Below are 24,123 nucleotides of genomic sequence, written 5' to 3'. Positions count from 1 at the left end.
AGCTGCGGATTTATAATCCGCTTATGTAGCAGAAACGTTTTCTTGCAGGTAAGCGGATTGCAAATCCGCAGCTCATAAGTACCGGATTAAAAAATCCGGTACAGCATTCCGGTACAGCATATTTGAAGGGAACATTACCCTACCTATTTATCTGCTACTGCTTTTTTTGCTCCTTCTTAGTTTTACCGGGAAGCAGCATTTTGTATTTCATTTTTAATTTCGGAGTACCCTTGTCCTTTATTTATACCCGCGCCAATATTGTAAGAGGCCTGCTTATTTATACTATTGGCGATACTGTTGCCGCCCTGCTTCAGGGTAGTTTTTCCCTGACCCGGATGCTGGGCATGATGCTGATCGGGGCTACGGTTTATGCCTTTGAGGTGCCGAATTATTTCCAGTACATTGCCCACAAAATAACCGGGCCAAATTCGTTTCTGAATTCCCTGAAGCGAACGGGCATGTCGATGCTGTATTTCAGTCCGTTGTGGGTAGCGCGGCATTTGCTGTTTATTAAGCTTTTTTCCGGCCATTGGAACGAGATTTCCTGGGATCTTTTGCGGGTGGCGAGCCTTTCGTTCATGTATAATATTCCGGTTTCCGCATCGGCGAATTATTTTATTCAGAACAAACTACCCTTGCATTACCGGTTTATGGGAAGCGCCATTTTTTCGGCCCTAATGGCGGTTTATTATGCGCTGGCAGCAACCTGGTTTAAATAAATTGCTAAATTGTTTAATGGTTAAATTGTTAAATGGCTTAATTGTTAAATTGTTAGAAAGCCTGTCATCCTGAGCGTTAGCGAAGGACCTCGTTGGCTCTCAGCACCAAAGCCAGATTTAATGTTTTTACCAATAGCCGACAAGTTGTTTCGCTAGCGCTCAACATGACGGCCCTTTATGAGATGACTACTAATCACTAATCATTAATCACTACCTTGAAGGATTTTGCCATTTGGGAGTTTATTCGGGAGCAACTGGAAAAAGGGAAGCCGGTGGCTTTGCTGGCTGTACTTCATAGCGAAGGAAGCAGTCCGGGAAGGCAGGGTTTTAAAATGGCTTTGGCTGGTTCCGGTGAAATGTGCGGCTCCATTGGCGGGGGAATCATGGAGCATAAACTGGTGGAACTGGCCCGGAAACTACTAACCGAAAACAAACCATTTACGCCAATCTTTAAAAAGCAGATCCACTCCAAGGAAGCGCCGCAAAACCAGTCCGGCATGATCTGTTCGGGAGAGCAAACGGTGGCAATTTATTATCTCCAGCAACAGGATTTGGCGGCTATTGCATGCATGCTTCAGGTTTTTTCGACAAACGAGACCGAAGGCCAGAGAGAAGTTGGCAGGTTAAACCTGAATGAAAAAGGTTTAAGCTTTCAACCGGAAACTGATCAGACTTCCCGTTTTACTTTTTCCGCCGAAAACAATACCATTTGGCAGTTTTCGGAGCGGATTCCGGCCCGGGAAACGGTTTACATTATCGGCGGCGGACACGTGGCATTGGCTTTATCGAAAGTGTTGGCTTTGCTGAACTTTGAGCTGCATTTGTTCGATGACCGGCCTGGTTTAAATACTTTCGAAGCCAACGATTATGTGCATTCAAAAACGGTAGCGCCTTATTCGGAAATATCGGATTACATACCGGAAGGCGAACAAACCTACGTGGTAATCATGACCTTCGGGTACCGCCCAGATAAAGAAGCGCTGAAACAGGTGTTGGGCAAAGAATTCAAATACCTGGGGCTCATGGGCAGTCAGTCGAAAATTGACCAGCTTTTTGCAGAACTGAAAGAAGAAGGTTTTTCAGAAACAGATTTGAAGAAAGTGCATGCCCCAATCGGAATTCAGATAAAAAGCAAAACGCCGGAAGAAATTGCCATCAGCGTAGCCGCCCAGCTTGTTCAGGTGAAAAATTTTTGATTGCTAATTGTTGATTGCTAAATGGCTGAATAGCTAAATAGTTAAGTAGCCTGTCATCCTGAGCGCCAGCGAAGGAACTTGTCGGCTTCCAGTAGAGACTGCACTACAAATCGCCAACAAGATGTTTCGCTGTCGCTCAACAGGACAGACTTATATTTAGCATTCCGACAATCAACAATCAACAATTAACAATTCCAAAATTAAACCGCCTTGTCTTTGGTGATCTTTTTCCATTGGGCAATGTAGCGCTGGTTTAGTTTTACGTAGTCTTCGTTGCGGGCTTTTTTGGCATGGAAGATCGATTCGTTGGCGGCGGCAATGGCCTGGTCGTATTTCTTTTGCTTGGCTAGGATCTTTGCCTTTAAGTGGACGGTCCAGTATTTGGGATCTATGGAGATGGACTTGTTGATCCATTGCAGGGCCTGGTTTAGGTCTTTGTCGTTGTTGTAAAGGTAGCCGGCGGCCAAGTAGTATAAGCTGTAATCCGGTTCCTTCTGATCTTTCATGCGTTGCTCAATTTCGGCCATCACGCGTTCATCTACTTCGGTTTCGAGGCGGAATTTTACGGCTGTTTTCGCCCAAAGCAGTTCCAGATCGGCTGAGTTCTGGGTGTAGTTCGTCAGGTCGATGGTGAAGGCTTCTACGTTATTCGGGTTTTTCTGGGCCGGAACGTTAAAACGGAGCAGGTCTTTGGATTGGTCGTATTTATCGATTCCCCACAGCGTAATATCTTTGTGCAGGATAATGGTCCACTGGTTTTCGCCCGGAATGGTGTAAAGCGCGTAAGTGCCGGCCGGCACGCGGTTGCCTTCCAGGGTTACGTTATCGACAAAGGTGATCTTGGTAGATTCATTCGCCCCGGTGCGCCACAGGCTGCCATAAGGCACCAGGTCGCCGAAAATTTTACGGCCCTGGAGGCTTGGCCGGGAATAGTCGATGGTTACTTCTGTAAGGCCTACTTTCTGAGTGAGTTTGGCGCGCGGGCTAACGGGCGGCAGCGTAACCTGGGCAAACGAAAAATGGGAAAGCAGGAAGCTTAAACTGAATAAAAAGGCAAAAACGGAGGGTGATAGACGCTTGTACATAAGTGTAGGTTTAGTTTAGCAGATCCTAATTTCCCCAAACTGAAAAATTACTTTAAAGGTTTTCACTCTTTTACCAAAAGCTTGCCAAACCTGAAATTAAAAGTAAAAAGGCTGCCCGTTTCGGAGCAGCCTTGTACTTTTTTCAGCCGGAAACCTACCGTTTAATGCTGGTGTAATTGCAGTTTTAACAGGTTGGAATAGATGCCGTTATCTTCGGAAAGTACTTCGTGTGAGCCTTCTTCCACGATCTGCCCGTTGTCGATCACCAGAATTTTATCGGCCTTCCGGATGGTGCTTAAACGGTGCGCAATAATGATGCTGGTACGGCCTTTCATCAGTTCATCCATGGCGGCCTGTACCAGGCGTTCAGATTCGGAATCGAGGGAGCTGGTGGCTTCATCGAGAATTAAAATGGCCGGGTTTTTCAGGATGGCGCGGGCAATGGCAATGCGCTGACGCTGTCCGCCGGAAAGTTTGATGCCGCGTTCACCCACCACTGTTTCGAACTGCTCCGGGAAGTTCTGGATAAACTGGTACGCATTCGCTTTTCTTGCCGCCTCCATAATTTCTTCGGTGGTTGCGTCCGGACGGCCATAGGCAATGTTTTCCTTAATAGTGCCGCCAAACAGGATGGTTTCTTGGGGAACGATGCCGATATTATGGCGCAAGTGGGTTAAATTAAAATCGTCGATGTTCCGGCCGTCGATGCTGATGCTGCCGCCCTGCAAATCGTAGAATTTCATGAGCAGCTGCACAATGGTCGATTTGCCGGCGCCGCTCGGGCCTACCAAAGCAATTTTTTCGCCGCTCCGGATCTCGAAGGTCATATCCTTTAAAACCTGCACATCGGTACGGGTAGGGTAGGAGAAAGCTACGTTCCGGTACAGAATATTGCCGTTTACCCGCGAAGCTTCGTTGCTGAACGGTTCACTTTCCTGCACTTCTTCGTGTTGTTCATCCAGAATTTCCAGAACGCGTTCCGAAGCGCCCAGCGACACCTGCAGTTTGCTGTACAGATCGCCTAAACCACCCACCGAAGCCCCGATAAAGGTCGTGTACATTACAAAAGAAAGCAGCTCGCCAATGGTCAGATCGCCGTTCTGCACGAGCGTAGCGCCGTACCAGATAATGGCAATAATGCCGCCGAAGATCCCGATGATGATGAAGGAAACGAAGGCACCCCGGTAATAGGAAGCCTGCAAAGCCGTGCGTACCGTTTTGTTCAGGGCCGCGTTGTAGCGTTTTATTTCGAAGAATTCGTTCGTAAAAGCTTTAACCGCATTAATGGCCTGCAGCGTTTCTTCCACAATTACGTTCGTTTTGGCCAGTTCGTCCTGGGTGCTCCGGCTCAGTTTCTTAATCCGTTTTCCGAAAACCATGGCCAGCACAATAATGAAGGGGAAGGTAGCCAGCATAAACAACGACAGCTTCACCGACATCACCATAATGAAAACCACGCCGCCCACCAAAGTAATAACCTGCCGGAAAAGCTCTGCCAGGGTAATGGAAAGCGTGTCCTGTAATTGACCTACGTCGGAAGTGATGCGGCTGGTAATTTCGCCTACGCGCCGTTTTTCGTAAAAATGAACCGGCAGGGTCATGAATTTCTGGTACAGGCCCCGGCGGATATCGGCCACAGCATTTTCTGAAACCTGGGCAAAGAAGTAGATCCGGAAGAAGGAAAAGATGCCCTGCAGCAGGATCACCCCGAACAGGCCAAGCGCGATCAGGTTAATGTCGTTCACGATCCAGTCGGTTTTGCCCATAGCCGAATCGACGAGCTTGCCGGTTACGAGCGGGAAAACCATGAAGGTGGAGCTGGAAAGTAGTAAGAAGAAAAGCCCGATAATAAATTTGGCTTTGTAAGGCAGCACATAATTAAAAATGCGCATCCCTTTTTTGAGGTTCTCTTTGGTAAGAGGTTTTTTATTTTCTTTATCGTCGGCGCTTCCGTTGCGGGAAGGACCGAATCCGCGTTTTGCCATTCTCTGCTCTTGAATTAGTGTTTTTCCCTAAAACATAGCGTTTCCTGCCTTGGTTCTTTTCAGGGAAAAATCGTGCAAAGATACGGATTTTAAAGCAGTATTGCAGGGTTTCGGTTTTTCGGGGAGGTAGGGTAGCGTTTGGCCGGGGGAATGGGGAAAAGGCTGAATGGTTAGTAGGGCCATCGATATTTCATGAATACGATTCTTGCCGATGAAATCTGCGAAGGGTGCTTTGCACTGACCGCCCGATTCTTATACTGAGCATAAATCAATGCAATCAGCTTTAGCTTAAGGGCGGTAAAATATTTAATGATTGTACTTTCCCAAAGAAAAATGCCTTAAGCTGTATTTGCAGTTCTTGTAGATAGAATGCGGCAGTGGTAACAGGTTCTTGAATCTATGAATATTTAGGGCAGGTATAAAAGATTAAATTATTCTTTTTGCTTTTAATAAATCTATTCCTTCTAATAATAATGAGAATCTTTTGTGATCTATGCCAATGCTACGATTATTGGTGTTGTCCGGATAGAAATATCGGAACTTCTCATTCTGGAGGAGCTTAAACATATACAAACCTTTCTTTGTTGGCTGATCAACTTCAGAATAGATTTTAAACTTATGGCTACTGTAGCTCACAATTATTAGTATAAAACCGTCAATATTACCTTTGTAGCTGTATAAAGATTGGTTAGGAATAGAATGTAAGTTTTCAATAGCATCTTCGAAATTCTTAAGGCTTCCAAAGATTGTAGCTAAATACTCGATTATTGATATTCCTATAATTTCTTCACTTCTAGCTTGAATAGGAGAAGGAGAATTATTTTTTTCGAATGTAACTTCTCTGCTTGAAAGATTTATCTTTTTAAATTTTAGTAAGTCCCTTAATGTAATTAAATGGGTCTGTAAAAAAGGAAGCAATAATTCTGTTAATTCCGTCCTTAAATCTGAATGATAATTAAAAAATTCTGTTGATCCTCTTGTATCACTTTCGATTGATATTGAATAAATTATTTCATTAAGTATTTTTAGCAAATATTTTTCAATGTTAAAATTAAAAATATTCCTAGCGTAGAATTTATTAATATAACCTCTGAAATCTACACCACTCCCATAAATATGGTCATAAATACTTTTGATGTTGTTAATGTCACAAACAAAAATTATCTTATCAAAGCCGAATTTATTTGGATATTTCTCCCAAGTATAGTTTTCTAAATGTGCTGCAAAAACATTAAATATCCTGAAAATATGATGCGGATCTATTCGATCTAAGTCATCTATAATCAAAATGTTCTCTTTAATTTTTTCGTCTCTTTTTTCAGCCTTAAGTTCAACTAAAAACTGACGAATAAGGTTAGTATAAAAGTTTTCCTCGTAAATACTTCCTTCTTGCTCAGTTAAGGTATTGATGAAGGTCTGAATTTGGGTCTGGTTTGTTTTCTTCCCCTTTCTTTCCGCTTTTACATGCTCATAAAGCTTCTTGGCTAACTCCATTAAACCAATTGTTAATTTTGCACCAGGGCCTTCGGCTTCGAACTTAGATACCTTAGATGCCAGAATAAAAAGTGGAGAAAGCAGTTGCGTAAGATTCTCTACACTAAAACCTTTCAGAAGCGGAATAATACTCCCTACAACCTTCTCATTATCAATTATGATCTCTTTATAATTAAGAACTAGCTTGCATAAAATATCAAATTTGATGTATTTGAAGATGTCTTCGTTAGTTGCAACAGAGTAATTAACTGGTGATAGATGAATGACATTGTATCTTTTAAAAGTAGAGCAGTGTCGATCTTGATCTTTAAAAAAGCTATTTAAAAAGGTAGTTTTACCGGTACCATATCTAGCCGAGAAAATTATACGGTCATTACCTTCCTGAACTAGATGTGTTGCAAAATCTTTTGCTGGTCCATCAATTAGCTCTTGTATTATTTCTTTCTCAGCATTAGAGATTTCTTGTTCTGTTCTTTCCTGTTGCATTATTTTATCCAAGCTTCAATTTTATTAATTAATCCATAGCGAAGTTGCGCAGGTGTTTCATAGATCAAGTGGGGGAAGTGATTTATATCGAAGTGGCATTGTGAAAACCAATCACGCCGGCAGGTATAAATTACTTTTAGGCCCCTGCCTAGTGCATAACCGGCTTCAAAGTAAACTCCATCTTTCTGCTTGGTAAAATCGGCAATAATAAACTTGCTTTTCTTTATGCCGGCAATTATTCCATCATTAATGGTTTGCTCAGGCTCCAGATGTTCTTTATTCACAATGAAAGGCCTAAAGCCAGTTGCAGTTAATGCCGGCACAATCCCATCTTCAAAAATTGGTTTATCGTCCTCATCAAAAGACATAGCTACAAAGCAGTTTGTTGAATTTAGTCCTTCTTCTGTGAGCTGGAGTGCATAGTTTAGTCCATCGAAAGTAATTTTAAATTCCCATTCTGGAATTCTTTGTATCAATCCTTTAGTAATTAATGTATTTAAGTAAAATAGAGCTTCCCGATTACTTAAATATTCTAATTCCTTCCAATTTCCATCATTGCCAGTTAAATCACGCTGGTCAAAGAACTCTCCAGCATAGGTTTGGCGGTTATAGAAATACAGTAGAAGCGTATTAAGTTTTTCCTGTGGTGTTTTGGGTAAGATGGCAGTTTCCATTTTCTTAGAATTTGGTCTCAAATTAAAGTAAATCCTCATAACAGAAAAGCCTATTCTGTTTTGAATCTAATTCTTTTACTGCCCCAATCTTATCCACCACCCTCACCCCAACTTTACCAAACCATTACCAATTCCCTCCACCCACCCGAAACCCTTAACAAACTGATGCCCTTCGCTTAATATTGGCTTAAAGCCCCCGGAATAGCTTTGCAGGAAAATAAAACTAACCCAAAGCTATGTGTTTTACTTATGTACGCGGCATCCGGAGGCACCTTGTTCTCACGCTCTGCATGCTGCTGCTGTGTTGCAGTGCAATCGCCCAATCTTTAACCATTAAAGGCAGAATTACCGACGAAACCGGGGAGGGGCTGCCCGGCGCCAGCGTGTCCGTAAAAGGTACCACGAACGGCACCATTACCGATGCCAATGGCAATTACAGCCTCTCCGTTGCCAACCCGAACGAATTGCTGACGATTAGCTTTATGGGCTACCGTCCGCAGGAAATTACCGCCGGCAACCGCGAGCAGGTAAACGTGCAGCTGCAGCCCGATACCAAACAACTGAACGAAGTGGTGGTAACGGCCCTCGGCATTGAGCGCGAAAAGAAAGCCCTTGGTTACGCCGTTACCGAAGTCAACAGCGAGCAGCTTACCAACGCCCGTTCCAACAACTTTGTAAGCGCCTTATCGGGGAAAGTGGCCGGCTTGAACCTGACCTCGCCGGGTTCCGGACCGGTAAATTCCACCCGCGTAACCCTGCGCGGCGATAACTCCCTCGACCCGAATAAAAACAGTGCCCTGATCGTGCTGGACGGCGTTCCGATGAGCAGCGCCCTGAGCAGCTCCGGCGTTAGCAATGCCTACGGCGCGGGTTCCGGCAACGATGTTCCGGTAGATTTCGGCAACGGCATCGCAGACATTAACCCCGACGATATCGAAAGCATCACCGTACTGAAAGGCCCGGCCGCTGCCGCACTTTACGGCAGCCGCGCGGCCAACGGCGCCATGATCATTACTACCAAAAGCGGAGCCCGCAGGAAAAACGGGATCGGCGTAACGGTAAATACCAACGTCAGTTTTCAGGATGTGTTGAAATGGCCGGCTTACCAGTACGAATATGGCCAGGGAACCGCCTCCGTGAATAAAGACGGCGAACAATATTACTCCTATGGCTTAACCGACGACGGCGCTGCCACCAGCGGAACCAGCAGCGCTTTCGGCCCGAAGTTCAACGGCCAGTATTATTACCAGTACGATCCGGAACTGGAAGGCCGCTCGGCCGAACGCCAGCTCTGGCGGCCTTATAAAGACAACATCAAAGGTTTCTGGCGCACCGGGTCTACCGTTACCAACAGCCTTGCCCTGGAAGGCGGGAACGATTTCGGTTCGGTTCGGGCGTCGGTTACGCATTCCAAAAACGAATGGATCATGCCGAACACCGGCTTCGAACGGATGACGGCAGCGCTTAGCGTGAATTACAAGGTTTCGGATAAGCTGAAGCTAAGCTCCAAAATAAATTTTACCCACAAGCAAAGCGATAACCTGCCGGCCACCGGCTACAACAACCAGTCCATTGCTTACTTCATGATCTTCCAGAACCCGAACGTGGACCTGGCCTGGTACGAACCCCGCTGGAAAAACGGCAAAGAACAGATCGACCAGATCCACCCCTTCAGTTCTTTCATCGATAACCCGTATCTGATCGCCTACGAAATGACCAACGGTCTGAACAATTACAGCACCGTGGGCAACCTGGCCGCCACTTACCAGATTCTGCCGAAACTCGATCTGATGGTGCGTTCCGGCATCGACATGACCGATGAAGACCGCCGGCAGCGCCGCCCGTACAGCACCGCTAACTTTTTACGGGGCTATTACCGGGAACAGAAGATCTTCGATTTCGAGATAAACACCGATGCCTTGCTTTCTTACCGGGAAAATATAAACGAACGGATCTCGGTGCGCGCTTCGGTGGGGGCAAACAAAATGGCCCGGAAATACAGCGATGTGGCAGGTTATGTAGATGGTCTGGGCATTCCGGGCGTGTACAAACTTTCCAACGGCATTAACAACCCGATGATGTCTACTTATTACAGCAACAAATACGTGAACAGCTTGTACGGTTTTGCTTCCTTCTCTTACGACGACAAGATCTTTGTAGACCTCACCGGCCGTAACGACTGGTCGAGCACCTTGCCGGTTCAGAACAATTCCTTCTTTTACCCATCCATCAGCTCCAGCTTTATTCTGAACGAACTGATGCCTTTGCCCCGGGTAATTTCCTACGCCAAACTACGGTTATCTGCCGCGCAGGTTGGTAACGATACCGACCCGTACAAGACCAGCAAATACTACGACCGCAGCGAATTTCCGAGTTCCGCTGCCGCGCCGGGCACCCTCTTTAACGCCGGTTTTAAACCCGAAATTACTACGAGTTACGAAGCCGGTCTGGAATACCTGCTTTTTAATGGCCGCATCGGTATGGACGTAGCCGTGTACCGCAACTTTACCCGCAACCAGATCCTGGATGTGCCTTTGGATTGGTCTACCGGCGTGAACCAGGCCGTGCTGAATGCCGGCGAAGTGCGTAACCAGGGAATTGAACTGGCCCTGAATTTCAAGCCGGTCGATAACGGAATCATTACCTGGAAAACCACTGCTAACTGGGCGAAGAACGAAAACGAAGTGCTGGAACTGGCCGAAGGTTTATCGGATCAGCAGGTAATTGGCGTGGGCGGCAACGCAACCTTAATTGCCAAAGTAGGCGGCTCTACCGGTGATATCTACGGCTTCGGTTTCAAGCGCGCTCCGGACGGACAGATCATTTACACCAAAGAAGGTTTACCGGCCCGTCCGGCAGAGATCCAGTACATCGGCAATGCTTACGCCGACTGGAAAGGCGGTTTCCTGAACGAAGTATCTTATAAAAATTTCAAATTCAGCGTGCTGTTAGACGGGCAGTACGGCGGTATTATTTACTCGCAGACGCACCACAAAATGAGCGAGCAGGGCAAGCTGGAACACACGCTTAAAGGCCGCGAGGAAGGTTTTATTGTAGGCGAAGGCGTGGTGGAGAACGGCGACGGAACGTATTCCCCGAACACCAAGGAAGTAAAGCTGCCCACCTATTATGCGGATTATTACCGCCGCGCCAACGTGGAATCCAACTCTTTCGATGCCTCTTTCCTGAAGCTCCGCGAAGTGCGCCTGGAGTACAATTTGCCGAAGCAATTCCTGGCCCGCACCAAAGTGGTAAACGGCGCCAGCATTGCCCTCTACGGCCGCGACCTGGCCATGATCACCAACTTCCCGATGTTCGATCCGGAAACGGCGGCTCTGAATGGCTCTACCATTCTGCCGGGCATCGAAATGGGCCAGTTGCCTTCTTCCCGCACCTACGGCATGAACGTGACCTTGAAATTCTAAGCCCGGAAATTCCTAAACAATTCCTGAAACGCTAGCTAATTACTGAGAAAAACCCGGAAGCCTGCACCGTTTCCGGAAACTTCTTAAACCGATAAAAAAACATGAAACCAATAAAGAAATTTTTAGTGCTGATCGCCGCCATGAGCACGTTAAGTACCGCCTGCACGAACGATTTTGAAAAGCACAACATCGACCCGAACCGCATCGAAACCATTAACCCCGGCACCTTGCTGAACCCGGTTATTTACGAAGTGGCCAGCTTTAATACCGGCCGCAGCAACGGCTTTACTTTCGACCTGATGCAGGTAACCTTGCCGTTCGGGGTAGGAGAGGCCCTGGGCGTGCACCATTACAACATTTCGGAAAATGCCGGCAGTTCTACCTGGAATACCTATTACCGCTGGCTGGCCAACCTGAAAGAAATGCGCGAAGCCGCCGAAAAAGTAAACGACCCGAACTACAAAGCTGTAGCCTTAACCCTGAATGCCTGGGTGTATTCCCTGCTCACCGATACGTTTGGCGACGTGCCCATGGACGAAGCTTCCCGCGCCGGCGAAGGAATTTATTACCCGGCTTACAATACCCAACAGGAAATTTACACCCGCATTCTGGCCGATCTGGAAACTGCCAACAGCTTATTCGATGCCGCCAAACCCATGGTGTACGGTACCGATATTTTGTATGGAAACGATATTGCCAAGTGGAAGAAATTCACCAATTCCCTGCGGCTACGCTTGCTCCTTCGCATAGCCAAACGCACCGAAATGAATGCCAATGCGAAGATGGCAGAGATCATCATCGACCCGGTAAAATTCCCGGTGTTCACTAAAAACGACGATGCGGCCATCCTGAAAATTACCGGCGTTACGCCGCTGGTTTCGCCCTGGGGCCGGGCCATCGATTTTACGAACGGCCGTGCCGCCGGCGAATTCTTTATCGATAACCTGAACGAAGTTTCTGATCCGCGTTTGCCGAAATTCTTTACCCAGGCCAAAGCCAAAGATGGTACGGTTTTAGGCTATAAAGGTATTCCGGGCGGTTATTCGGGCAACAATGCGCAGTTCAATTTTACGCCTTCCAACTTAAACATTTCGTTTGCCACCGCGCCCATGGTTTCGGTAATCATGACCTATGCCGAAGTGGAATTTATTAAAGCGGAACTCGCCCTGAAAGGCATTGCCGCCGGCTCCGCCCAGGCACATTATGAGAACGGCGTAAAAGCAGCCATCGAGCAATGGGGCGCAGCCCTGCCGGCTACTTATTTTGCCAACCCGAAAGCAGCTTTCGACGGTACCCTGGAGCGCATCATGCTGCAGAAATATTACGCCTTGTTCTTCAACGACAACCAGCAATGGTTCGAGCACCGTCGCACGGGCTTGCCGGTACTTCCGAAAGGCAACGGCATGGTAAACAACAAAACAATGCCATCGCGCCTCCGCTACCCAACCACCCAGATGACCAACAACGCCACCAACTACCAGAAAGCTGCTGCCGCCATGGGAGGGGACGATATTAATACCAGGGTATGGTGGGAAAAGTAGGATTAAGTAAACGCTAACGTTTTGCGCTGAAAAAGTCAAGCTGAAAAAGTCAACCACCCCCGGCCCCTCCTTGAAAAAAGGAGGGGAGCTGTACTCTGCTTCTAAATGAGCTTTTGGGCCTAAAAACATAGCATTTTACAGTTTGCTACAAAGCGTTGCTATTAGGATCTAGCAGCGAAAAAGCTCCCCTCCTTTTTTCAAGGAGGGGTTAGGGGGTGGTTGAGTTACAAGGGTGGATGAACGCTATGCTTTTAAGCTCCAAAACCCAAATAAAACAAGCAATCAATAATCATTTCAAATCAAAATAAATGGCAGTACAAAGAAGGGATTTTCTGAAGAAACTCGGGCTGGCCGGTGTCGGGCTATCGCTGATGCCGGGCCTGATCCAAGCCGCTCCCAAGTATAAAATGCCGGCAAAAGGCAAAGATCTTTCCGTAGTTCGTTTGTCGGGTAAGGTGCATACCAACGGTTCGGGCATTGCCAACGTGGCCGTTACCGATGGCTACAACGTAGTGCTCACCGATGCCAAAGGCCGCTACGAATTCGACAGCAATGCCACCGTTGAATTTGTGTACATTTCCATTCCGCGGGGCTACGAGTTTCCGAGCGAAAAAAGCATAACCCGTTTCTATAAAAGAATAACGGCGGAGCGCGGTAAATTCAAAGCCGATTTCGAACTGAAAAAACTTACTCAGGACGATACCAACCATAATTACGTAGTCTGGGCCGATCCACAGATCATTTCCAAAAGCGATGCCGAACAACTGAAAACCGAATCGGCGCCCGACCTGAAAAAACTGGTAAGCAGTTATGCTGCCGGCACGCTTTTTCATGGCTTTGGCTGCGGCGACCTGGTGTGGGATAAATTCGAATTATTCGACGATTACCAGCAAGCTCTCAACCATACCGCCGTCCAATTTTTCCAAGTGATCGGCAACCACGACATGGACCTCACTGCCCGCACCGACGAGCACTCCGCCGAAACCTTCAAGAAGCTTTTCGGCCCGACGTATTATTCTTTTAACCGCGGCGAAATTCATTACGTGGTATTAGATGACGTTTTCTTTATCGGCACGGCTAAAAAATACATTGGCTATATAACCGAAAAGCAACTGGCCTGGCTCGAACAGGATCTGGCTCACATAAAACCGGGAAGCACCGTAGTGGTGAACCTGCACATTCCGGTGTTTACCCGGCAGCATATCCGCAACAAGGAAAAAGATGAACCCTTGGGCGGCGTAGTGGCAAACCGCAAAGAACTGTACCGTTTGCTGAAGCCCTTCAAAGCGCATATCAACTCCGGCCACACGCATTTCAACGAGAAGATATTGGAAGGCGACAACATTATCGAGCACGTGCACGGCACAGTTTGCGGCGCCTGGTGGACCGGCCCGATCTGCTTCGACGGTACGCCGGGCGGTTACGGGGTATACGAAGTGAACGGCAGCGATATTAAGTGGTATTACAAAAGCACCAGCCTCCCGAAAGAACACCAATTACGACTTTATCCGGTAGGAAAAGTGAAAGAAAAACCCGAACATTTTGCCGCCAACGTCTGGAATTGGGACCCGCAATGGAAAGTGGAATGGCTCGAAGACGACAGAAAAATGGGAGAAATGCAACGCGAAACCGGCTACGATCCGCTATCGGTAGAACTTCACGAAGGCACAGCCAAACCGGCCAAGCATAAATGGGTAGAACCGCAACTAACCGAACACTTGTTTTTTGCTAAACCAAGCCCCAATACCCATAAAATTACTGTAAAAGTAACCGACCGTTTCGGGAATATTTTTCAGGAAGAACTGGCGCAGCAGCAGCCTGTTAAAAGCGCAGTAAACTAACCCCGTAGCCTTAGTTCCTGAAAGAAAGAAGCTATAAAGCATAGCGCTACACAGAATCTTTTTGTCCCCCTTTGGAGGGGGTAGGGGGAGGACCATGCATTTTCGATTAATTAATGAAAAATCGGATAGTGTGAAAATTCTCCCCCTACTCCTCCAAAGGGGGATTTTTCATTCCAGCGGATTCTCCCCGTTTGCGCTTTCGGATCTATTGATCCGGAAGTATCCTGCTGCGGGTTTATTAACCCGCGTGGACTATTTACAGGCCACAATCCGGGGATCAATAGATCCCCAATAGGAAGTTTTCGGATAAAAATATCCGAAAAAGCTGTTTTAGTTTAGAATGAAACGGCCTTACCTCCAAAGGGGGGCTTGTCTTTTGATGGTATAGGGTCAATTATTTTCATGCCTTTTAATAGTAAAATTTCCTTTCCTCAGAACTGTAAAAAAAGTGCCGGAAAGGCCATTGAAGAATGTGGGTTTTGACCTTCAACAAAGCATCGTTCCAGGAAAGGCACAAAAAAAGCTCCGCCAGAAGTGGAGCTCTTATTTCACCTTTACATTCACAAATTTTGAAAAAACTCCTGGCAAAAAGCTTTCGGTTATTTTCCTGACTGCAAAGTTAGGTTTACATGTAACCAGGATATTATTCAGGAATTAAGGAATCATAAAACTTACGGAAAGCAGGGGGGACTTTAACTGGGGTGTTTGAGGGTTATGGTTTTTTAAAGCCTAAATGTTTAAGCGCCTGGATAAAACGCTACCCTTTCAGCCTTAAAAACCAGCCCTTTAGTTAAAGGATAATAATGAATTTACGTGCAGGTAATACTTCAAAACTACTTTTACGATATGAAAGAACTAAGCTCAACCATCATCCGGACCACGTGCGGCAAACCCTTCGATCTGCGCAAGGCCGCACCCATTGCCAGCAATGCAACGGCGCCTTACGGCAACCATAATTTTATCGTTTATAAAACCAGCAACGGCTTCTACCTGAAAGGCTATAATTCCGGTAATGCGAAAACGCTGCTGGATGTTTTCGAATTGATCTCCCACCACCAGGCCATGCGCCATTTACAGGAGCAGACCGCGAACCGGCAGCAATCTCCGGCTTACCGGTAAACGTTTCGGGCTGGCCGATTAAAAGGAGATGAACCCTTAATAACAGCCTTGGGAAACCAGTTAAGACTTAAGAATTGCAGCCTGGATAATCGCTATGCATACGCCAACTAAGAACGCGGTCAGTATTTTGTTTCACAACCAGATGTCAAAAGATTTTTCGCATGCCGTTTTTCTGGAAAGGGAAGAAGCGTTAGAAGCCCTGATGGGTGGCGGTTTTAACTACAGCCGGGAAGGTTCTGATATTTTTCTGCAGATAGCTTCCGAAACCGAGTTGCTTCATATCCGCAGGATAACCAAAATTCCCTTATTTATAAAATTCTGAAACGGCTATGGAGCTGACTTTTTCCGCCTGGCTTCATACTGATTTTCATATACTACGTAAACGTGCTTCATTTTCGGATTACCGGTGCTAACGGTGGCGGTGGCATTGATTTTATAATCGGTAACCGGCGGGCCAAAGAATTGCCTTTTCAACATTTTCGCTGCTTCCCAAACGCTTAAACTTACCGGAAACTGCACCTCGCTTTTACCGATCGGAAACCGGTAAGTACGGTTTATTTTGCCGCACATATCCACTCCGTTTTCCAGCAGGACCCGGTAATCGATATTGCTTATCGTCAGCCCTGCGGAATTGGCATTGTGGACCGTTACCAGCGCATCGAGTTTTATGCCATGCCTGAAGCTGAAGCCCCGGAACTTTATTTTGCCCAACTCGGTAGCCGGCGTAACCGGCGTCGGAATCCGGGTGTCCAGGTTTAAGGCGGCCTGTTGTGGTCCTAGATCTGCCAGCTCAAAATACAGCCTCACTGGTATTTTGAGCAACATGCTGTCTTCGCTCTGGTGATGTTGCACATGCTCGCCCCAGGTATCGTAATTTATACCCAGGGTGTGCCAGGCAAAGGAGTTGGCGTTGGGGGTAAGTACTAATCTGAGTTTCTCTTCCGAAAGGGCAATGGTGTCTTGCTGGTGAATAACATCTACCTGCATTTTGGTTAAATTTACGGGTACGGGCAGGGTATTGTAAATGGCCGCGTACATGTTTACCCACGCAGTATCGGTATGAACGGTGTAATGCACCGTATCTATTTTGCTTATTTCGGGCATGTAATCGGGAGAGCCTTTGGAATTGATGCTGAACACGCCGCCGGTTTGCAGGTTAATTTCCGTATGCTGCACCATTTTGTTTTGGGTGGAAACGGAAGCCAGGCCGTCGAGGGTGTAATCCCAGTCTTCCTTGCCCTGGATCAGGCCTTTGGTTATATGATTTACCCCGGCAGCAGAAAGATCGACCGGGATTTCCAGTTCCGTGGTACCGGTATCTATAAGAATCTGGTTTTGGGTCCGGCCGGTAACTTCAATATTTTTATCTACCAGTAACCGGTACTGCAGATCGTCCAGCTGAAGATGGTTCTGGCTGTGGTTTTGAACCGCCATTTTCACAAACAACTGAGCGCCCTGTTCTCTGCTAAACTGCTTAATGCCCACATCTATCACTTTAAAACCCGGTGCTTCCGTAACCGGGTAAGCCAGCTTTTCTTTTATGGAGATTTGCTGGGGTTTACTGCCTTTCAGGTTGTAATGTAAAACGACTTCGGCCTCTATCGGAATTTCCGTTTTTCCACGGGCTTGGGCCATGATCCGGTTGTATTGCGCATTGTTTACGGCCAGTTTTACTTTCAAGGGTTTGTTGCTTTCCGCCGGAAATTCCTGGTTGTAATCCAGGCCGCCCTGGGCCACGGTTTTGCCCAGGTGGCGCACAAAATAACGGGCGCTGTCCAGGTAAAGGGGTAAAGGAGTAGGGTTTTGTACCAGAAGTTCCGCCTGCAAATAAGTGTTCCGGGGTTTGGAAACAAGCTGCAGGCTTTGTACCTGAATTACGTGCGGCATGGCTCCGGTTTTGCTCTTTATTTTCCGGGTATCGATCAGGCCGTTCTTTTCCAGGCTGACCTCCGTGTTCGTAAATAAAGGATGATTTGCTTTTACCGTAGCCGAGGCAGTTGCTTCGTAAGGCCAGATGTTTTGCTTTCCCAGTTTTAAAAACAGCAGGGTTATCATTTCCGAAGTTTCCAGGTGAACAGGTACTTCTATGGTTTTCGCCCCTTCTTTTATCAGGAAAGTTGAATCAAGCTTGCCCCCCAGCAATAAACTGTCGGAAAGGCGGACCTCATATTCCAGGTTTTCTATTTGTAATGCAGGAAGGTCGCTGAGATCGGTATTCAGATTAAGCTGAAAAGTATAACCCGAATCCGGGCTGAAGTTTTTTACGATCAGGGAATCGATCTTAAGGGCCGGACCTTTGGGTTTGGCCAATGCAAGGGTCCGGTCAAGGGTAATTACCTGCTGGTTAAAAAGGGGCGGATCGAAGAAAACCTGCATTTGTACGTCCAGGTGCAGGCTGTCCTGATCTTTTTGCAGGCTTATTTGTTTCTGATAGCGGCTTAAGTCCAGAAATAACCTGAAATCCAGTTCTTTGTCCTCCAGCGCCGGCAAACGTTCCTGCATCAGCTGGCTGCCCCAGCATAAGGTAACGCCCCTGGTACTGATCTGATATTTGATGCTGTCGATGGTAAACGGGAAGGGAGCACGGTTCTGTACCTGAATACCGGCAATGACGAGGGCTGTATCTTTCTCGAATGCAATATGCAGCGACCTTACTTCTTCCACTTTGGGTGTAAATTGCTGCCAGTTGCGGTAAGTATAGAAAGCTGCAAGCCCGAACAATAATAATATGCCCGGAATAATAATACCTGCCTTGCTCACCTTACCCTTTCTCACAATATCTTCAGGGAATAATTTTTGAAAATTTCCTTTCCTATTCTAACGTATTTGATTTAAAAAGGCTGTTTTCCAAATTATTCCTTTGGTAATAAGTAAAAGGTTACTGGTATTTGAATATTAGTAAGAAGGTGTACAAATTTACATTAAACTATACCAATTGTCATTCAGGAAGAAACTTGTGATTTGGGTGCCCTAAACGCACAAGTTTCTTGCAGAATGACAGGGAGGAAACGATATATTATTCAATCTAAATCCGTTCAATTATTTAGTCCAGATACTAATATCCAGATACCAATGTATTAGTACGCCTTTTCATCGTTCTGCATCACGCGCCAGATAGTAAGGAACACGATTTTCAGGTCTAGGAATAAGGTCCAGTGTTCCAGGTACCAGATATCGGCCTGCACGCGTTTCAGCATCGATTCGGTTTCTTTGGTTTCGCCGCGGTAACCGTTTACCTGGGCCCAGCCCGTAATGCCCGGCGTAATGAAGTGGCGCACCATAAAATTGTTGATCAGTTCCGAATAATCTTCGGTATGTTTGAGCATGTGCGGGCGCGGACCTACCACCGACATATCGCCCATCAGTACATTAAAGAATTGCGGTAACTCATCGAGGCTGGTTTTTCTGAGTATTCTTCCCACCCGGGTAATGCGCATGTCGTCTTTGCTGGCCTGTACCCGGTCCGAATCGGCGTTTGGGGCCATGCTCCGGAATTTGTAGCAGTAAAAGGGTTTGTTGTTTTTGCCGGAGCGAAGCTGTTTGAAGAATACCGGGCCCTTGGAATCGAGCTTAATAATGATCGCGATCAGCGGAATGAGCCAGCTTAAGAGGAAAACGATAACTACGGAAGAGAAAACAATATCGAAAACGCGCTTCTTCAGTTCGTTTATTTTGTCTTCCAGCGGTTCCTGCCGCGATATCATCAGGGGTTTGTTGGCGTTAAATTCAACCAGGTCTTCCTTATCGAAGGGGCCTTTTACGTAAGGCACTAAACGGAACCGGATCAGGTGTTTATCGGCTAACTTCCTCAGGTTTCCGATCTTGCTGCCTTTTTTATTGCGCAATGCGCAATAGACCTCCTGAATATTATTGGTGCTGGCGTACGAAATGCAGTTCTCTACTTTTCCCAGATATTTGTAAGTGCCGGCGGTTTCCGGGGCCGGGTTATCGTCGAAAATCCCTTCGGCATCGTAGCCCAGTTGCGGGTTGGCCGCTATAAAATTATACAGATCGATGCCGGCCGGGGTGGCGCCCACAATGGCAACTTTGTGGCGGCTGATCCAGAACTTGCGTTTCGACCTTCTCAGGAAAAGAAAAGCCACTTTCCAGGTTAGCAGGAAGGCCGCGAACAGGAAGAAAAGATTTACAATATAACCGGTAGAAACAAACAACTCCGGCTGAATAAAGTAGAACGTAAGCCCCAGGATCGCAAACAAAGCCAAAGTGGCGGTGTTGGAAATCATCGTCGATACCGCGTCGCGGGTAAGGATGTTGTTGTATATTTCAAAGATATCGGAGCAGAAGAACCAGGCCAGGTTCAGTACCAGCATAATCAGTTTGTAGTCATACACATTCATCCAGATGATGGACTGCTCAGTTACCGCGTAAAAAGTAACGTTCAGGAGCAGGTAATCGGTTACAACATTAACCCATTTGAACAAGGAAGAGTACTTATGTGTCATTTCAGTTCAGTTTTAAATGGTGATAGTTAATTCAGGTGAGGAGAGCTGTGGTGGTTTGGGCCAGAGGCAACGGTGGGCTGGTTTAAATGATGGTAAAGTGGAGTTTATTAAATGGATAATATAATTAAAGTAATTTTTATTATTGTTAAAATTATATTACTGTTTACTGAAATAGTTAAAGAAGGATGTTTGGATCGGCTTAAAAGTAGTGAAAAGGTAAAATTTAGGGGTGTAGGATTCTTGCAATAGGAGGGCGCGTTTAAAGGCAATAACCAAATAAAGGATATAATAATATCAAGCTTGCTATTGGCTGTTTTTCCTGAGGCAGATCTTCCTGTAGCGTTTACCGGGCAAGAATAAGCCTGGCTACTTTAACGCCGTGGTTGGTTTGCATTTTAGCCACATACACCCCGCACCGGAGTTTTGAACCGTCTATCTCTATCGTTTTTTCCTGGTCTGCCGCCAGCTTACCCTTGCAAAGATCCATCAGGTGCACTCCATCAATATCCTGTAAGGTTATGGAATAGGGGCCGCTCTCCGGCAGAAAGAAACGCAAGGTCGATTTCTCGATAAATGGATTGGGATAGGCCACCAGCTCTTCCCGGATCGGATCCGGATTATATGGCGGATCGGTAGCCAGTACGCTCCAGGCTTCGGTGGTGGTTACGCTGCCAGGTTCCGTTTTCCGGGAAGCCATAATTACGGTGGTGGTCCGGTAATTATCTTTCGTACTGGAAGCAAAGTTGTATTTTCCTTCTAATAGGGTAAACCGGGGGCTGAAATAGATCCGGTCCAGGGTGGTTTCTTTGTAGTAAATACTTCCTCCGGATTCCGAGGCTGTATATATTATTTTTAACTTCTTATTTTCCTCGTTTATAATGATAATGGGGCGGGTGCCTTCGTTCCGGGTTACTTCGTACAGGTCGTCCCAGGAACCGGAAGGCCGACGTATAAGCAGGGCAATCCGGGGCAGGCTGGAACTTTCGTAGCCCGTTTTAATGGCACAATACAGGGTTCCATCGTTAGCTACCGCCAGGTTTATGTGATCGTCGGCAATGCCCCGTCCGCTGTTCTTGGCAGATTTAATAGCCGGTTCTTCATCTGCCGACCAATTTGCCGGGTTAGTGCCGGTCTTGTGGGTTTTAAACCCGAATTTCCTACCGTTCTGGTTCGACCAAATTACGCCGATCTTTCCCTGTTTCGGTAAGGCTACTATCGCACAAAGGTCATCGTTGTTTAATCCGGTTGCTAAAGTTACTGGCGCGCTCCAGTTGGTAAAAGGAGCATCGCTCCACCGGACGTTCACCTTATTTGTGGCATCCGATGCCAGCCACATGCGGCCGTTTTCGTCCAGCTCAATGGTAGCGGTTTCTACCCCCGGATCAAGCATTACCGATACCCTGGTTGGCCGTTCGGACCAGAGTTTGTAGGTTCCGGCAGCTTTTACGTATTCCACCGAAACCAGGTGGGAAGATTCTCCGCGGTAAAGCAGGATATGAGTTACATTTCCAACTACTTTACAATCGGCCCGGCCATACCCGCTGGTTGATAATTTTAAAACATTTACCCAGTTGGTTCCATCCAGTTTCCATAAGAAAGTGCCGTCGTCCTGGGTGAGTACGGTCCAGTAGCTGTTGTCGCGTTGCCAGATCTTAGACTGAGGCTTGTCTTTGGTATCGGTGGAAACGTTTACCGAGTTAATTACTGTAAGAGACGAATATTGAGCAACCGCCCGGAAGGAAATTAGCGCTACTACGGCTAATAAAATGGTAAGCTTTTTCATAATGGTAACTCTTCGTAAAATACCTGATGTCAGCCTCGGAAATTGTAGATAGTAGCGGAAGAGAAGCGTGAGTTTTGTAATGTTGGTATTAATGTATATGGATTGGAATTAATAAAGTTGCATTATTCTAAGATAATACAATAAAATATTTTATTTCTCCTAGTTGTCAAAATTCACGCTGGAAGGAATCTGAATAAAAGCAAAATCCCCACTTAAATTATATTAAATGGAGATTTTGCAGGTAATTACAGGGTGATGTTGGATTCTATCCTGGTTTGGCCTTGGTTGCAAATGCGATTATTGACCTGTGATTTTTACCCAATTGAGAATTGTTGTACAGGTTTGCCTAAACCATGGTTTTTGGATTAAAAGATAGTTGTGATTTCCTGACGAAAGAATTTATTCTTGTTCTGGAATAGGTTTAAAAGAAAGCCAGAATTGTTCTGCATGACTGGTTTGGGAAAGTATCGGAAAGTTTCATTTACCTTCTTTGCCGAACTCTGGATATATCTCATAAAGCGCTCTAAACCGGAGTAATTCTTCTGGGAAACAAAATCCTGTCCATTGCATCAATCCTGAAAATCGTGAGCAAACCACCTGCTTGTACTTGCTTATCGGAGATTAATAATTGGAAACCAAAGGGTCAAACTTCGAAAAAGATTTTACCAGCGTGGTTTTTAGCTCTCCAGCCTACCGTTTGGGAAAGGCCTGGCTGAAATACCATGGACAATACGATAGCATGCTTCCAAGGAGTCCGGTTGCATTATTTCTGAAGAATAAGCCTCAGTACTTTTACGGCATTGCCGGTTTGTAGCTTAACCAGGTAAATTCCATTCGCCAAGCCGGTACCATTTATCCGGTATTCGGTTTTTTCGCTGGTAAGGGCCTTGCCTTGCGCTAAGACGGTAGCCTGGGAGCCTTTCAGATCGTGCAGGGTCAGCGTATAGGCCTCATTTTTAGGAACGGTAAAGTTGATAGTAGCCTGGGAGTTGAACGGGTTCGGGTGGGCCTGCAAAACTGTACTATTACCTGAATCCGGAATATTGGTGCTCGTTCCCAGAACGCCCTGCTCATTGGCCAGTACACTTACAGCCTGGTTAGTGCCGGATGCTATAATCACCACCTCCGAATTATAAGGCTGTTTGCTGCTTGAAGCGTAGTTGTACATCCCCGCCATTAGCGTATGGGCCGGACCAAAGGCAATGTTGTTAACCGGAGATTCCCGGTAAAGAATATCACCACCCAACTCTGCCGCCGGATAAACGACTTTGATTTTTCCCGCAGTTTCATTCAGCAAAACAATTGGCCGGGTGCCATCCATTCGGGTAACTTCGTACAGGTTGTCCCAAGCGCCTGAAGGCCGGCGTACCAGCAGGCCAAGTTGCGGCTGCAACGGGTCGTTGTAACTGGTTTTTACAGCCGCGTAGATCGTGCCGTCGCTGGCAACTGTCAGGTTTAAATGGTCATCTACCATGCCGCCGCCAATCTGTAAAGCTGATTGTGAGGCAGGTACTTCATCAGCCGACCAGACGGTTGGTGGATCGGCATCGTTATGGGTTTTAAAGCCGAAGCGCCTGGTGGTCTGGTCCGACCAGAAAACCCCGATCTGGTTGGTGGCCGGCATGGCTACCACGGCCCCTAAATCGTCCTGATTAACCCCGGATGCTAAGATTATCGGGCCGTTCCAGGTGGTATACGGGGCATCGCTCCAGCGTACTTTTATCTTACTCGGAGAGTCTGAAACCAGCCACATGCGACCTGTCCCGTCAATGTCTATGGTGGCTGTTTCAGCCCCCATGTCGAGCATTACAGGTACTTTATTTTTTCTAACCGACCACCGTTTATACGTGTTGGTGGCTGGCACATATTCCACCGAAACCAGGTGCGAAGCTTCTCCACGGAAAAGAAAGATATGGGTTACGTTGCCCACTACCTTGCAATCGGCCCGGCCGTAATCAGTAGAAGATAATTTCAGCACATTGGTCCAGGTTGTGCCATCTAACCGCCATAAGTAGGCGCCCGTGTCTGTAGCCAGCGCTGTCCACTGGGAACCGCCATGGCTCCATACTTTAGACTGGGGCTTATCCTTGGTATCGGTAGTAATGTTTATAGGGTGCAGGTTGGTAAGAGAACCAAACTGAGCGTTCACCCGGAAGGCAACCAGCGTTGCAAAAGCAAAAAAGAACAGTAGTTTTTTCATAACGGTATAAGTTTTAGCATAAAAAGTAAATTAACGGTGAGAATAAAAGAATTGAATTGTTGATAGAATGCAATTTTATATTAATTATATGTTTTTTGAGGTAAAAAGTTGC

Annotated in this window: 15 protein-coding genes; 7 read left to right on the top strand and 8 right to left on the bottom strand. The window is 46.5% G+C overall.

The window, feature by feature from the left end; all coding sequences use genetic code 11:
• Window positions 1-230: 230 nt before the first annotated feature.
• Together F0P94_RS04740 and F0P94_RS04735 are read left to right on the top strand one after the other, a co-directional pair.
• Complete coding sequence (locus F0P94_RS04740) at window positions 231-719, top strand: hypothetical protein (RefSeq protein ID WP_150902665.1); 489 nt, start codon at window positions 231-233, stop codon at window positions 717-719.
• 215 nt (window positions 720-934) lie between these two features.
• Window positions 935-1,915: an XdhC family protein gene (locus tag F0P94_RS04735; protein WP_150902664.1), complete on the top strand. Its 981-nt coding sequence runs from the start codon at window positions 935-937 to the stop codon at window positions 1,913-1,915.
• A 200-nt stretch (window positions 1,916-2,115) separates the two neighbouring features.
• Here the strand turns inward: F0P94_RS04735 and F0P94_RS04730 are convergent, their stop codons facing one another.
• From F0P94_RS04730 to F0P94_RS04715, 4 genes are all read right to left on the bottom strand, one after another.
• Window positions 2,116-3,000 carry a DUF2911 domain-containing protein gene (locus tag F0P94_RS04730; RefSeq protein WP_150902663.1) on the bottom strand — a complete coding sequence of 295 codons (885 nt, stop codon included), beginning with the start codon at window positions 2,998-3,000 and terminating at the stop codon, window positions 2,116-2,118.
• Window positions 3,001-3,161: 161 nt separating this feature from the next.
• Window positions 3,162-4,985 (bottom strand): ABC transporter ATP-binding protein, encoded by a 1,824-nt coding sequence (locus F0P94_RS04725; RefSeq protein WP_150902662.1) that lies wholly within the window; start codon window positions 4,983-4,985, stop codon window positions 3,162-3,164.
• Between the two features lie 426 nt (window positions 4,986-5,411).
• Window positions 5,412-6,977: a hypothetical protein gene (locus F0P94_RS04720; RefSeq protein ID WP_150902661.1), complete on the bottom strand. Its 1,566-nt coding sequence runs from the start codon at window positions 6,975-6,977 to the stop codon at window positions 5,412-5,414.
• Window positions 6,965-7,639, bottom strand: a complete 675-nt coding sequence (locus F0P94_RS04715; protein WP_150902660.1) for a hypothetical protein — start codon at window positions 7,637-7,639, stop codon at window positions 6,965-6,967. Before F0P94_RS04715 ends, F0P94_RS04720 begins: the two co-directional genes overlap by 13 nt.
• Window positions 7,640-7,875: 236 nt before the next feature.
• On the opposite strand from F0P94_RS04715, the gene F0P94_RS04710 reads away from it, so the two are divergent.
• From F0P94_RS04710 to F0P94_RS04690, 5 genes are all read left to right on the top strand, one after another.
• On the top strand, window positions 7,876-11,064 hold the full coding sequence (locus F0P94_RS04710; protein ID WP_150902659.1) for a SusC/RagA family TonB-linked outer membrane protein: 3,189 nt from the start codon (window positions 7,876-7,878) through the stop codon (window positions 11,062-11,064).
• A gap of 101 nt (window positions 11,065-11,165) precedes the next feature.
• Window positions 11,166-12,605, top strand: coding sequence for a SusD/RagB family nutrient-binding outer membrane lipoprotein (locus F0P94_RS04705; protein ID WP_150902658.1), 1,440 nt, complete (start codon window positions 11,166-11,168; stop codon window positions 12,603-12,605).
• 308 nt (window positions 12,606-12,913) lie between these two features.
• Window positions 12,914-14,446 carry a calcineurin-like phosphoesterase C-terminal domain-containing protein gene (locus F0P94_RS04700; RefSeq protein WP_150902657.1) on the top strand — a complete coding sequence of 511 codons (1,533 nt, stop codon included), beginning with the start codon at window positions 12,914-12,916 and terminating at the stop codon, window positions 14,444-14,446.
• A gap of 846 nt (window positions 14,447-15,292) precedes the next feature.
• Complete coding sequence (locus tag F0P94_RS04695; protein WP_150902656.1) at window positions 15,293-15,565, top strand: hypothetical protein; 273 nt, start codon at window positions 15,293-15,295, stop codon at window positions 15,563-15,565.
• A 94-nt stretch (window positions 15,566-15,659) separates the two neighbouring features.
• Window positions 15,660-15,887, top strand: a complete 228-nt coding sequence (locus tag F0P94_RS04690; protein ID WP_150902655.1) for a hypothetical protein — start codon at window positions 15,660-15,662, stop codon at window positions 15,885-15,887.
• 5 nt (window positions 15,888-15,892) lie between these two features.
• Here F0P94_RS04690 and F0P94_RS04685 read toward each other — a convergent pair whose 3' ends face one another.
• The 4 genes from F0P94_RS04685 to F0P94_RS04670 all read right to left on the bottom strand — a co-directional run bounded on the left by F0P94_RS04685 (window position 15,893) and on the right by F0P94_RS04670 (window position 24,011).
• Window positions 15,893-18,340, bottom strand: a complete 2,448-nt coding sequence (locus tag F0P94_RS04685; RefSeq protein WP_150902654.1) for an NDR1/HIN1-like protein — start codon at window positions 18,338-18,340, stop codon at window positions 15,893-15,895.
• A gap of 302 nt (window positions 18,341-18,642) precedes the next feature.
• A complete protein-coding gene (locus F0P94_RS04680; protein ID WP_150902653.1) occupies window positions 18,643-20,028 on the bottom strand; it encodes an undecaprenyl-phosphate glucose phosphotransferase in 1,386 nt (461 codons plus the stop codon).
• 343 nt (window positions 20,029-20,371) lie between these two features.
• The gene (locus tag F0P94_RS04675) at window positions 20,372-21,811 is read right to left on the bottom strand and encodes a T9SS type A sorting domain-containing protein (RefSeq protein WP_150902652.1); all 1,440 of its coding nucleotides are present in this window, start codon (window positions 21,809-21,811) and stop codon (window positions 20,372-20,374) included.
• A gap of 763 nt (window positions 21,812-22,574) precedes the next feature.
• Complete coding sequence (locus F0P94_RS04670) at window positions 22,575-24,011, bottom strand: T9SS type A sorting domain-containing protein (RefSeq protein ID WP_150902651.1); 1,437 nt, start codon at window positions 24,009-24,011, stop codon at window positions 22,575-22,577.
• Window positions 24,012-24,123 lie beyond the last annotated feature (112 nt).

It is taken from the genome of Adhaeribacter soli (genome assembly GCF_008727925.1).
GTDB lineage: Bacteria > Bacteroidota > Bacteroidia > Cytophagales > Hymenobacteraceae > Adhaeribacter_A > Adhaeribacter_A soli.
Note: the sequence above shows the minus strand (reverse complement) of the source record. Positions and strands in the feature narration are given on the sequence as shown.